Origin of the sequence: Ancylobacter polymorphus (genome assembly GCF_030813495.1) — a bacterium.
GTDB lineage: Bacteria > Pseudomonadota > Alphaproteobacteria > Rhizobiales > Xanthobacteraceae > Ancylobacter > Ancylobacter polymorphus.
Map to the genome: position 1 here is coordinate 169,819 of NZ_JAUSUI010000006.1, position 12,270 is coordinate 182,088.

At 68.2% G+C, this 12,270-nt stretch carries 13 protein-coding genes; 6 read left to right on the top strand and 7 right to left on the bottom strand.

The window, feature by feature from the left end; all coding sequences use genetic code 11:
* Positions 1–117 precede the first annotated feature (117 nt).
* Positions 118–1,047, top strand: coding sequence for an allantoinase PuuE (puuE, locus tag J2S75_RS15105; RefSeq protein WP_307020835.1), 930 nt, complete (start codon positions 118–120; stop codon positions 1,045–1,047).
* A 4-nt stretch (positions 1,048–1,051) separates the two neighbouring features.
* Positions 1,052–1,414, top strand: coding sequence for an MliC family protein (locus J2S75_RS15110; RefSeq protein WP_307020837.1), 363 nt, complete (start codon positions 1,052–1,054; stop codon positions 1,412–1,414).
* Here J2S75_RS15110 and J2S75_RS15115 read toward each other — a convergent pair.
* The gene (locus J2S75_RS15115; protein WP_307020839.1) at positions 1,354–1,875 is read right to left on the bottom strand and encodes a two pore domain potassium channel family protein; all 522 of its coding nucleotides are present in this window, start codon (positions 1,873–1,875) and stop codon (positions 1,354–1,356) included. The two genes, J2S75_RS15110 and J2S75_RS15115, sit on opposite strands and share 61 nt — an antisense overlap.
* 30 nt (positions 1,876–1,905) lie before the next feature.
* Between J2S75_RS15115 and J2S75_RS15120 the strand changes: the two genes are divergently transcribed.
* Entirely contained in the window at positions 1,906–2,745 is an 840-nt protein-coding gene (locus J2S75_RS15120; protein WP_307020841.1) for a GNAT family N-acetyltransferase, read from the top strand.
* On the opposite strand, the gene J2S75_RS15125 is transcribed toward J2S75_RS15120, so the two are convergent.
* Both J2S75_RS15125 and J2S75_RS15130 read right to left on the bottom strand, forming a co-directional pair.
* Positions 2,686–3,654, bottom strand: coding sequence for a DMT family transporter (locus J2S75_RS15125; protein ID WP_307020843.1), 969 nt, complete (start codon positions 3,652–3,654; stop codon positions 2,686–2,688). The two genes, J2S75_RS15120 and J2S75_RS15125, sit on opposite strands and share 60 nt — an antisense overlap.
* A 141-nt stretch (positions 3,655–3,795) precedes the next feature.
* Positions 3,796–4,692: a VOC family protein gene (locus J2S75_RS15130; RefSeq protein WP_307020845.1), complete on the bottom strand. Its 897-nt coding sequence runs from the start codon at positions 4,690–4,692 to the stop codon at positions 3,796–3,798.
* Positions 4,693–4,980: 288 nt separating this feature from the next.
* Between J2S75_RS15130 and J2S75_RS15135 the strand changes: the two genes are divergently transcribed.
* From J2S75_RS15135 to J2S75_RS15145, 3 genes are all read left to right on the top strand, one after another.
* Entirely contained in the window at positions 4,981–6,273 is a 1,293-nt protein-coding gene (locus J2S75_RS15135) for an adenylosuccinate synthase (protein ID WP_307020847.1), read from the top strand.
* A gap of 28 nt (positions 6,274–6,301) precedes the next feature.
* Entirely contained in the window at positions 6,302–7,849 is a 1,548-nt protein-coding gene (locus J2S75_RS15140) for a hypothetical protein (protein WP_307020849.1), read from the top strand.
* A gap of 200 nt (positions 7,850–8,049) precedes the next feature.
* Positions 8,050–8,178 carry a hypothetical protein gene (locus J2S75_RS15145; protein WP_307020851.1) on the top strand — a complete coding sequence of 43 codons (129 nt, stop codon included), beginning with the start codon at positions 8,050–8,052 and terminating at the stop codon, positions 8,176–8,178.
* Positions 8,179–8,241: 63 nt separating this feature from the next.
* On the opposite strand, the gene sucD is transcribed toward J2S75_RS15145, so the two are convergent.
* The 4 genes from sucD to J2S75_RS15165 all read right to left on the bottom strand — a co-directional run bounded on the left by sucD (position 8,242) and on the right by J2S75_RS15165 (position 12,233).
* Positions 8,242–9,138 carry a succinate--CoA ligase subunit alpha gene (gene sucD / locus J2S75_RS15150; protein WP_244450740.1) on the bottom strand — a complete coding sequence of 299 codons (897 nt, stop codon included), beginning with the start codon at positions 9,136–9,138 and terminating at the stop codon, positions 8,242–8,244.
* Positions 9,138–10,337: an ADP-forming succinate--CoA ligase subunit beta gene (gene sucC, locus J2S75_RS15155; protein WP_244450741.1), complete on the bottom strand. Its 1,200-nt coding sequence runs from the start codon at positions 10,335–10,337 to the stop codon at positions 9,138–9,140. The genes sucD and sucC overlap by 1 nt, the downstream gene beginning before the upstream one ends.
* Positions 10,338–10,469: 132 nt before the next feature.
* Positions 10,470–11,243 carry a fumarylacetoacetate hydrolase family protein gene (locus J2S75_RS15160; protein WP_307020854.1) on the bottom strand — a complete coding sequence of 258 codons (774 nt, stop codon included), beginning with the start codon at positions 11,241–11,243 and terminating at the stop codon, positions 10,470–10,472.
* Positions 11,244–11,255: 12 nt separating this feature from the next.
* Positions 11,256–12,233 carry a 2-dehydropantoate 2-reductase gene (locus tag J2S75_RS15165; RefSeq protein WP_307020856.1) on the bottom strand — a complete coding sequence of 326 codons (978 nt, stop codon included), beginning with the start codon at positions 12,231–12,233 and terminating at the stop codon, positions 11,256–11,258.
* Positions 12,234–12,270: the final 37 nt, after the last annotated feature.

Here is a 12,270-nt window from a genome sequence, read left to right on the forward strand (position 1 = left end):
GGCAGGGCCGAGAATTGTGCGCTGCGGCGTGGACGGCGCCGGTTCCGCCATGGCTTTGAACCGGCTAGCCTGAGGTCCGCGCTTCGCCGCCCGTCGCTCGCCTCCGGACCTGCCCGCATGTTCAACATCGATTCCGTCTATCCCCGCGACCTCATCGGCTATGGCCGCACCCCGCCGGACCCGAAATGGCCGGGCGGGGCGCGGATCGCGGTGCAGTTCGTCATCAATTACGAAGAGGGCGGCGAGAACTGCATCCTGCATGGCGACGCCGCCTCCGAGGCCTTCCTCTCCGAGATCGTCGGCGCCCAGCCCTGGCCGGGGCAGCGGCACATGAACATGGAGTCGATCTACGAATATGGCGCGCGCGCCGGCTTCTGGCGGCTGTGGCGGCTGTTCACCGCGCGCGGCCTGCCGGTCACGGTCTATGGCGTCACCACGGCGCTGGCGCGCAACCCGGAAGCGGTCGCCGCGATGAAGGAGGCGGAATGGGAGATCGCCAGCCACGGGCTGAAATGGATCGACTACCGCAATCATTCCTACGCGGCGGAGAAGGCCGATTTCGACACCGCGCTGCGCCTGCACACGGAGATCACCGGCGAGCGGCCGCTCGGCTGGTACACCGGCCGCACTTCGGAGCACACGCGCCGCATCGTCATGGAGGAGGGCGGCTTTCTCTATGATTCCGACATCTATTCCGACGAACTGCCCTTCTGGGTGAAAGGCCCGCGCGGGCCGCACCTCTCCATTCCCTATACGCTCGATGCCAATGACATGCGCTTCGCCATTCCCGCCGGTTTCGACCATGGCGAGCCGTTTTTCGCCTATCTGCGCGACAGTTTCGACGTGCTCTATGCGGAAGGGGCGGACGCGCCGAAGATGATGAGCGTCGGCCTGCATTGCCGGCTCGCCGGGCGGCCGGGGCGGTTCCTGGCGCTGCAGCGCTTCCTCGATCACATCGCCCGCCATGACCGTGTGTGGGTGCCGCGCCGGATCGACATCGCCCGGCACTGGCACACCCACCACAAGCCGTCCCCGAAGCCGGAGTAAGGCCATGACACTGCGGAGTGCTTCCGTCGTCGCTTTCGTTCTCGCCGCGCTGCCCTGCGCCGCGCTGGCGGATACGATCGTCCTTCCGCTGCCGAAGGGAGCGAAGGCGGAGACGATCCGCGTCGCCTATGACTGCGGCGCTTTCGGCCATGTATCGGCGCAGTATGTCAACGCCCCGCCGGTGGCGCTGGCCAGCCTCTCCTTCAAGGGCGAGTTCGTGGTGGCGGCCAATGTGATCGCGGCGTCCGGCGCGCGCTATGCCGGCGGCAAATATATCTGGTGGACCAAGGGCAGCAGCGCCGACCTCTATGATGTGACCTTGGGCGAGGGGGCGGCGCCGATCGCGTCCTGCATCTCGGGCACATGAGCCTCCTCGTCATGGCGCGGCGGCCGCCGGCGCGGCGGACGGCGCACCTCCGGCAGATGCTGCTGGATGACGAGAAACAGCAGCGCCGTGCTCCAGCCGAACATCATGATGCCGCTGCCCGCCGTCATCGGGTCGATCAGCCGGGTTCCGGCGTCCTGCGTCGACTGGCCGAAGCCCAGCGCGGTGTAATTGACGAAGGCGGAGTAATAGGCGTCGTTGTGATCCTCGACGATGCCCTGCATGGCATAGACGACGGCCCAGAGGCCGACCTCGATGAGATGGGCGACCAGCAGCACGATATTGGCGACGGTGAGCGCCATGAGCAGCCGCAGCCGGGGATGACGCCTGAACATGTTGTCATAGGCGTCCGCCCAGTCGAGCAGGATATAGGTCGCCATCAGATGAACCAGCATGACCAGCATCATCAAGGCGATGCCGATGCCGATTTCCTTGATGATCATTGTCGTCTCCCGGGGGCGGAGGAGGAATGAATGCCGGCGGAACCTAGCATTCGCGCGCTTAACACGGCGGAAATCGGGCTGGCGGTGGAATGGGCGGCGGCGGAAGGCTGGAACCCCGGCCTCACGGACGCCGCCTGCTTCGCCACGGTCGATCCCGCCGGCTTTCTCGTCGCCGAGCTCGACGGTGCGCCGGCGGCGGTGATCTCGGTGGTGAATTACGATACGCGCTTCGCCTTTCTCGGCTTCTACATCGTGCGGCCGGAACTGCGCGGGCAGGGCATCGGGTTTCGCCTGTGGCAGGCGGGCCTCGCCCATGCCGGGGCGCGCACCATCGGCCTCGACGGGGTTGTGGCGCAGCAGGCGAATTACGCCAGCCAGGGCTTTGCCTTGGCCCATCGCAACATCCGCTTCACTGGCACGCCGGAAACCGGCGAGATGGGGGAGACGGTGGACCTCGCACAGGTGCCATTCGCGGCGATAGAGGCCAGCGATGCCGAGGTGTTTCCCGCGCCCCGTGCCGCCTTTCTCAAGGCGTGGATCACCGCGCCGGGCCATGTCGGGCGGGCGGTGCTGCGCGAGGGGCGCCTTGCCGGCTGGGGCGTGGTGCGCCCGGCGCGAACGGGGTGGAAGATCGGGCCGCTGGTCGCCGGGGATGCGGAGGTGGCGGACAGGCTGTTTCGCGCGCTGCGGGCGGCGGCGGGCAGCGCGGCCGTCGTGCTCGACGTGCCGGAGCCGAACGCGCCGGCGCTGGCGCTCGCCCGCCGGCACGGGCTCACCCCCGTTTTCGAGACGGCGCGGATGTACCGGGGCTCACTCCGGCCGGCGAGGCTGGAGCCGGTCTATGGCGTCACCAGTTTCGAGCTCGGCTGAAGCGGGCGCGCGGCCGGTCTTCGGCGCCCATTTGGTGGCGATGACGACGCCGGACAGCACCAGCGCATAGCCGGCGGCATGGTAGAGATGCGGCCGCTCGCCGAGAAAAAGGATGGCGAGCGCCGAGCCGAACACCGGCATGAGGTGGAAGAACGGCGCGGCGCGGTTCGGCCCCACCAGCTGCACCGCGCGGTTGAAGAACAGATAGGCCAGCAGCGAGGGAAACAGCGCGACATAGACGATGGCGGTCAGCGCCTTGGCGTCGAATGTCAGCGGCGGGCCCATGATCCGCTCCGCCAGGAAAAGCGGCGTGAGCATAAAGAGGCCGAGGCTGAGGCTGATGCCGAGGAAGCCCAGGGCCGAGAAGGCCGGCCGGCGCGCCAGCAGCGAGGAATAGAGCCCATAGAGCACCATCGCCGCGATCAGCCACAGATCGCCCCGGTTGAAGGCGATGTTCATGAGCACATGCGGATCGCCCCGGCAGATGATGGTGAGCACGCCCATGAGCGAGAGAAAGATGCCCGCCGCCTGACCGGGCGACAGCCGCTCGCCATTGAGCAGCAGCGACCAGAAGGCGATGAGCAGCGGCCCGGTCGATTGCAGCAGAAGCGCGTTCAGCGCCGGGGTGAATTCCAGCGCGTGGTACTGCATGGTGTTGAACAGGGTGATGCCGGTAAGCGCCAGCAGGCCGACAAGTTTCCAGTGCCGGCGCAGCAGCGGCCAATCCGCCCGCATCGAGCGCCAGGCGAAGGGCAGGAGAATCAGCACCGCCAGCGCCCAGCGCAGCCAGGCGAGGCTCGCCGGCGGCACATGGCCGGCGACGTGCCGGCCCATCACGATATTGCCCGCCCAGAACAGCGAGACGAGGGGCAGCAGCAGATAGGGCGCGTCGAACAGGCGGCGGAACATAAGCGGGCCCGGGTGCGAACGGGTGGCGCGCCGAGGCTTTAGCGTATTTCCGCCGCGCTGGCGCCGCCGGGCGGGAGGCGCCAGCATGAAATCTTCTGATCCATCGCCGCGCGCCGCTGATGCGTCGCGGGGCGGGCAGGCTCAGCCGGCGGCGCGGATCACGGCCCGCGTGCCCCAGGGGTCGGTGACGGCGACGCCGTGCGGGCGCGCCGCTACCGTCTCGCCCGCCGCGTTCAGCCGCGCGCGCACCGCCTCCACGGCGGCGGCGTCGGGCAGAACGATTTCATACGCGACGAGGCCGACGCTGTTGGCCGGTGCCGGCCCGCCATTGCGGCTGTGCCAGATGTTGAGCCCGAGATGGTGGTGATAGCCGCCGGCGCTGACGAACAGCGCGCCGGGATAGCGGTCCGTCGTGATCGCGAAGCCGAGCCCGTCGACATAGAAATGCCGGGCGCGCGCGAGGTCGCCGACCTGGAGATGCACATGGCCGACGCGTGTGCCCTCGGGCATCGGGGCATCGAGCGGGGCGCCCTCGGGCGCATCGGCGAGCAGGTTGCGCAAATCGAGCGGGTGCGTCGCCATCTCGATCGTCGTCCTGTCCCAGCGCCAGTCGCCTTCCGGCCGGTCGCGATAGATTTCGATGCCGTTGCCATCGGGGTCGTCGAGATAGAGCGCCTCGCTCACCAGATGGTCGGAGGCGCCGAGCCGCACGCCCCGCGCGATCAGCCGGCGCAGCACCACGGCGAGGGCGGGACGATCCGGCACCAGCAGGGCGACATGGAACAGGCCGGTAGTGCCCGCCGGGCGCGCATGGGCATCGGGCGCGCCGACCAGTTCGATCAGCGTCTCATTGCCGACGCCGAGGCGCAGGCTGCCGTCCTCGCCCTTGCCGAGCAGCGCGAGCCCAACCGTGCCGGTGTAGAAAGCGGCGGAGCGCGCCGCGTCACGCACGCGCAGGCGTACCGCGCCAAGGCGCAGGCCGGCGGGCAGGGCGGAAGCGGCGGCAGCGGGCGACGGGGCGGGGGAGAGCGTGTTCATGGCGGGTCCTCGGGGCGGCTTTATGTGTTGCCGCTAAGGTCGTGCAATACCGGCCGTGCCGCAATGGCGGCTTGATTGCAGTGTTGCAATACCAACCTGTCCTCGGCGCCCGGTTCGGCGCCGCTGCGCGCGCTTGTGCATCGCGTCAACGGCATGGCCCGCGTTCTTGCCTCTCCCTGTGTCATACCTTAAGACGAAGCAGCCCCGGTCGGACGTTCGCCGGGGCTTTGTCTGTGCGCGGGCACGGCACGCCGCCGCACCCCGCCTCGCAATGCAGGAGCGTGGCTCGTGGCGAATGTGGTCGTCGTCGGTTCCCAGTGGGGCGACGAGGGTAAGGGTAAAATTGTCGATTGGCTGAGCGAGCAGGCGGACGTGGTCGTCCGCTTTCAGGGCGGCCACAATGCCGGGCATACGCTCGTCGTTGGCGACAAGACCTACAAATTGTCGCTGCTGCCGTCCGGCCTGGTGCGCGGCGCCCGGCTGTCGATCATCGGCAATGGCGTGGTGCTCGACCCGTGGGCGCTGGTGGACGAGATCACCCGCATCACCGGCCAGGGCGTCGAAGTGACCCCCGAGCGGCTGCGCGTGGCGGAGAATGTCGCGCTGATCCTGCCGCTGCACCGCGAGCTCGACGCGATTCGCGAGAATGCTTCCGCCGGCACCAAGATCGGCACCACCAAGCGCGGCATCGGCCCGGCCTATGAGGACAAGGTGGGCCGGCGCGCCATCCGCCTGATCGACCTCGCCTCGCCGCAGACGCTGGCCGGCAAGATCGATCGCCTGCTGGCGCATCACAACGCGCTGCGGCGCGGCCTCGGCATCGAGGAAGTGGACGCCGCCCGTCTTGCCGCCGAACTCGCTGAGATCGCCCCCAAGGTGCTGCCCTATATGGACCGCGCCTGGGCCCTGCTGGACGATGAGCGCCGGCGCGGCGCCAAGATCCTGTTCGAGGGCGCGCAGGGCGCGCTGCTCGATGTCGACCACGGCACCTATCCTTTTGTGACCTCCTCCAACACGGTGGCGGCGCAGGCGGCGACGGGCTCCGGCCTCGGCCCGGGTGCGATCGGCTATGTACTGGGTATCACCAAGGCCTATACGACCCGCGTCGGCGAAGGTCCGTTCCCGACCGAGCTGCACGACGACACCGGCCGCCGCATCGGCGAGCGGGGGCATGAGTTCGGCACCGTCACCGGCCGTCCGCGCCGCTGCGGCTGGTTCGATGCCACGCTGGTGCGCCAGACCGTGCGCACCTCGGGCATCAACGGCATCGCGCTGACCAAACTCGACGTGCTCGACGGCTTTGACGAGCTGAAGATCTGCACGCGCTATCGCCTCGACGGGCAGGAGATCGACTATTTCCCCGCCGGGCAGGACGCCCAGGCGCGGGTCGAGCCGGTCTATGTCACCATCGAGGGCTGGAGCGAATCGACCGCAGGCGCCCGTTCCTGGGCCGACCTGCCGGCCGAGGCGGTGAAGTATGTGCGCCTCATCGAGGAACTGATCGGCTGCCCGGTGGCTTTGCTGTCCACCAGCCCCGAGCGCGATGATACGATCCTGGTGCAGAACCCGTTTGAATCCTAGACCTTCCCTCCGGACCTGAACCTCCCCCATGGCCGACTACTACCCGCTCATCGCCCGCGCCGTTGGCGGCCTCCCCGACAAGACGGCGGAGGCGCGCAAGGCTGTCTATGAGCGGGCGCGGCGGGCGCTTCTCGCCCAGCTCACCGCCGTCGACCCGCCGCTTTCCGCACCTGATGTCGCCCGCGAGCAGCAGGCGCTGGAGACGGCGATCGACCGGGTGGAGGCCGATTTCGGCGGAACGGTTCCGGCCGCTCCGCCACGGGCACCGGTGGCACCGCTCGCGCCGGTGAGCCCGCCTGCCGCAGTGGCCGCGCCGCCAGCGCCTCCGCCCGTGACCCGGGCGCCGCTCACCGCGGCGAATCCGCCGGCGCCACCTGTGACGCCCTCACCGGTCTCGCCCGCCGCCTTCCCCGAAGCGGCCCCGCCGCCGCGCTGGAGCGGGCGCAGCCCGGAGCGCCCAGTGGAGCGAGCCCCCGAGGTGGGCACCGGCTTTCACCCGAGCGAGGCCGAAGCGGTGGCCGCCGGGCTGGAGCCGCCGCGCGGCGCCGGCCGCCCGTCCGACTGGCGCAGCGAGGCTGCCCGGCTGGTGCGCGAACGGGAGGCCGGCGAGGCCGCTCAGGACATCGCCCGGGAGGGGGCGCGTGCCAGCGGCGAATCCCTGCCCAACACAGCGAATTCCGGCGAGGAAGCGCCTGTCGCCGAGGCGCCCGCCGCCAAGGGCGGGCGCAGCCGGCTCATCGCCATCGGTCTTTTCGTGCTGCTGCTGATCGCCGGCGGCGTCGTCGGCTATACGCAGCGCGCGACCATCGTGGCGCTTCTGCATGGCGGCAGCGCCGGCACGTCCGCGCCCTCCGCGCAGGCGCCGGCCACGCCGGCCCGCGCCGATGCGCCGAAGTCGACGGATCGCATCACGCAAGCGAGCGGTGAGCCCGCCTCCGCGCCGGCCAGCGCGCCGCAGGCGGCGGGCGGTGCCGAGGCGGGGCAGAGCACCGACCAGCGCGCCGTGCTGTTCGAGGAAAGCCCCGGCGGCGGCGAGCAGGGGCTGCAGCAATATGTCGGCACGGTAGAATGGAGCACCGAGCAGGCCAGCGCCGGCGCCGGCCAGCCGACCGATCTCGGCGTGCGGGCGGAGATTTCGATCCCGGCGCGCAATTTCAGCGCCACGCTGACCTTCCGCCGCAATCAGGACCCGTCGATCCCGGCCTCGCATATCGTCGAGGTGCAGTTCAAGCTGCCGCCGGGCTTCGATCTCGGCAACATTTCCAGCGTGCCGGGCATGCGTGCCAAGGCATCGGAAGGGGCGCAGGGCGCGCCGCTGGTGGGCCTCGCCGTGCGGGTGGCGCCGAATTACTTCCTGATCGGCCTGTCCTCGCTGCCGGCGGATGTGCAGCGCAATCTCGGCTTCATCATCACCCGCAACTGGCTCGACCTGCCGCTGGTGTTCGAGAACGGCCGCCGCGCCATCCTGGTGCTCGACAAGGGCGGGGCCGGGCAGGCGGCCTTCCGTCAGGCCTATACGGCGTGGGGTCTCGCCCCGGCGACGCCGCCCGCGCAGCAGGACCAGAATCCGAACTGACGCCGGCTATCGGCGGCTGAAGATCAGGGGAAGCCTCGCGCTTCCCCTTTTTCTTGTGCCTTCACCGGCGGAACGCCCGCGGGTTCCGGTGGGTCAATGTCATGCGTCTGGCGCAAGGGCGGTATCTGGTATGTGGTATGCCAGAAGCCGACGGTCTTCGCTATTGTGCGTCGCAACATAGACGCGATCGGAGTCGGCGCATGTTCCAGTCGATCTACCCCCTCCTGCCGCTGCTTATTCTCGGCCATGCGTGGATGACGATCCTGATCGTCGAACTGCTGGGCGATGAGGAGACGGCGGGAATGGCGCCGGAATGCTACCCGGCATGACATGAAAAAACCCCGCGGCGGCACCGCGGGGTTTGTCGTTTTCAGGTCCTGGCGGTGTGCCGATCAGGCGGCGACACGGCCCTTGAGCACCTCGACCAGCGTCTTGCCGAGCCGGGCGGGGGAGGGAGAGACGACGATGCCGGCCTCTTCCATCGCCGCGATCTTGTCCTCGGCGCCGCCCTTGCCGCCGGAGATGATGGCACCGGCATGGCCCATGCGGCGGCCGGGAGGGGCGGTGCGGCCGGCGATGAAGCCGACCATCGGCTTCTTGCGGCCGCGCTTGGCCTCGTCCTTGAGGAACTGCGCCGCTTCTTCTTCCGCCGAGCCGCCGATCTCGCCGATCATGACGATGGATTCGGTGGCGTCGTCGGCCAGGAACAGTTCCAGCACGTCGATGAACTCGGTGCCCTTCACCGGGTCGCCGCCAATGCCGACGGCGGTGGTCTGGCCGAGGCCTTCCTGCGAGGTCTGGAACACCGCCTCATAGGTCAGCGTGCCGGAGCGCGAGACGACGCCGACCGAGCCCTTCTTGAAGATGTTGGCCGGCATGATGCCGATCTTGCACTCGCCGGCGGTGACGATGCCGGGGCAGTTGGGGCCGACGAGGCGGGACTTGGAACCGTCCAGCGCGCGACGCACCTTCACCATATCGAGCACCGGAATGCCCTCGGTAATGCAGACGATGAGCGGGATTTCCGCCGCGATCGCCTCGCAGATGGCATCGGCCGCGCCCGGAGGCGGCACATAGATGACCGAGGCGTCGGCGCCGGTCTTCTCGCGCGCCTCGGCGACGGTGTCGAACACCGGCAGGCCGAGATGGGTGGAGCCGCCCTTGCCCGGCGAAGTGCCGCCGACCACCTGCGAGCCATAGGCCAGCGCCTGCTCGGAGTGGAAGGTGCCGTTCTTGCCGGTGAAGCCCTGGGTGATGATCTTGGTGTTCTTGTTGATGAGGACCGACATCACACAGTCTCCTTCACGGCCTTGACGATCTTCTGCGCGGCATCGTCGAGATCGTCGGCGGGGATGACGTTCAGGCCGCTGTCACGGATGATCTGCTTGCCTTCCTCGACATTGGTGCCTTCGAGGCGCACCACCAGCGGAACCTTGAGGCCGACCGCCTTCACCGCAGCGATGACGCCGCGCGCGATGACGTCGCACTTCATGATGCCGCCGAAGATGTTGACGAGGATGCCCTTCACGCTCGGGTCGGAGGTGATGATCTTGAACGCCGCCGTCACCTTCTCTTCCGTGGCGCCGCCGCCGACATCGAGGAAGTTGGCCGGGCTTTCGCCATAGAGCTTGATGATGTCGAGCGTCGCCATGGCAAGGCCGGCGCCGTTGACCATGCAACCGATGGTGCCGTCGAGCGCGATATAGGCGAGGTCGTATTTCGAGGCCTCGATTTCCTTGGCGTCTTCCTCGGTCTCGTCGCGCAGCGCCACCACGTCGGCGTGGCGGTAGAGCGAGTTGGAGTCGAAGGAGATCTTGGCGTCGAGGCACTTCAGCTTGCCGTCCTTGGTGACGACCAGCGGGTTGATCTCGAGCATCGCCATGTCCTTGCCGACGAAGGCGGCATAGAGCTTGGCGACGAGGTCGCCGGCCTGCTTGGCGAGATCGCCGGTGAGGCCGAGCGCCTGCGCGACGGTGCGCCCGTGATGGGGCATCACGCCGGTGGCGGGATCGACGGAGAAGGTGTGGATCTTCTCAGGGGTGGAGTGGGCGACTTCCTCGATGTCCATGCCGCCTTCGGTGGACACGACGAAGGCGATGCGCGAGGTGGCGCGGTCGACAAGGGCGGAGAGGTAGAACTCCTTGTCGATGTCGGAGCCTTCCTCGATATAGACGCGGTTGACCTGCTTGCCGGCCGGGCCGGTCTGGATCGTCACCAGCGTCTTGCCGAGAATCTGCTTGGCATTGGCGGCCGCTTCCTCGGCGGATTTGACGACGCGCACGCCGCCCTTCTCACCGGCATCGGCCTCCTTGAACTTGCCCTTGCCGCGCCCGCCGGCGTGGATCTGGCTCTTCACCACCCAGACGGGGCCGGCGACCTTGGCCGCGGCGGCTTCCGCCTCAGCGGCGTCGAGAATGGCAACGCCATTCGGCACCGGGACCCCGTATTCGCGGAGCACTCCCTTGGCCTGATATTCATGGATGTTCATTAATTCCGCTCCTCCACAACCGGCGGGTCGGGAGAGCCGCCCCGGCCCTCCCGTCGATTGGCGTATCCTATTTCCCTATAGGCGCACACGCGCCAAGACGCTACTGCGCCGAAACGCAGACACCCTATGCCGCTACTGCACGAAGGTGTTGCTCAGCGTCCCGATGCCCTCGATCACGATTTCCACCGTGTTGGTCGGGGCCTTCATCACACCGACGCCGACCGACGTGCCGCAGCAGATGATGTCGCCGGGGTTCAGAGTCATATCGTGCGAAATGCGGCTCACCAGCTGGCGGGCCGAGAACACCATGTCGCTGATCGGGTAGTTCTGGCGCTCGTCGCCATTGAGCACCGTGCGCACGACGAGGCTGGCGGGATCGACATCAGTCGCCACCACGGGCCCGAACGGTCCGAAGCCGTCGAAGCTCTTGGCCCGCACCCATTGGGCGAAGGTAGCATCTTTGTTGATGATGTCGGCCGCGGTGATGTCGTTCACGCAGGTATAGCCGAAGATGTAGCCATCGGCTTCTTCTTCGGAGACGGCGGTGGCCTTCTTGCCGATGACGATGCCGAGTTCGCCCTCATAGACGACCTTGCCGTCATAGGAGGCCGGCCGGTGCACGGTGGCGCCGGGGCTGGTGAGGCAGGAACCGGCTTTGAGCAGATAAAGCGGATCGGCCGGAACCGGCGAATTCAGCTTGGCCGCCAAGGCATGGAAATTGTTCCACAGCGCGATGATCTTGGTCGGCTCCGTCGGGGCGAGGAGATCGACCTCGGAGAGCGCGATGCGCTCTCCGGTCGGCGTGGCGCCAGTGAACATGTCGCCGCTATGGACGGTGATGGTGTCGCCCTCGAGCGTGCCGAAGCCGGCCGCGCCCGAGCGCTGGTAACGAACCCAGTGTGCCATGTCTCGCCGAACTCAGTTGTACAGGCCGGCGATCTGCGCGCGCTGGCGGACCAGCGAGAGCACGACGTCGATGGTCGGGGTCGGGATGCCGGCGAGGCGGCCCATTTCCTGAACGACGGTGACGAGCGCGTCGATTTCCATGGCGCGGGAGCGTTCGAGATCCTGCAGCATGGAGGTCTTGTGCGCGCCGACGGCGCCGGCGCCGTCAATGCGGCGCTCGACGCCGACGCGGAAATTGACGCCCGACTGGACGGCGATTTCCTGCGCTTCCAGCATCATCGCCTTGGCGACCGCGCGGGTGCCGGGATCGGAGGCGATCACGTCCAGCGTGGCATGGGTGAGGGCGCTGATCGGGTTGAAGCAGAGATTGCCCCACAGCTTCAGCCACAGCTCGTCACGGATGTTGGGCAGAACCGGCGCGCGCATGCCGCCGGCGGCGAAGGCTTCCGAGAGCTTGGTGGCGCGCTCGGTGATCTCGCCGGAGGGCTCGCCCAGCGGGAACTTGTCGCCATAGACGTGCTTGATGACGCCCGGTTCGACCACTTCGGTCGCGGGATAGACGATGCAGCCAATGGCGCGCTCGGGGCGCAGGCCGGCCCACTGCTTGCCGCCGGGATCGACGCTTTCCAGCGTCTTGTTCTCCAGCTGATCGCCATGCTTGTAATAGTACCAGTAGGGCACGCCGTTGACGGCGGTGACCACGGCGGTGTCGTTGCCGAGCAGCGGCTGCATGGCGTCAACGACGCCCGGCACCGAATGGGCCTTGAGCGCGACGATGACATAGTCCTGCGGGCCGAGTTCGGCCGGGTTGTCGGAGCAGGGAATGTGCTCGACACGCTCTTCGCCGTCGATGAGCAGCTTGAGGCCGTTCTTCTTCATGGCCTCGAGATGGGCGCCACGGGCAACCAGGCTGACATCGACGCCCGCCCGCTTGAGCTGGACGCCAACATAACCGCCGATCGCGCCGGCACCATAGATGCAGACCTTCATGGGACTCCCTCCTATGTCCAGGCTGCCCCCGCGGCGC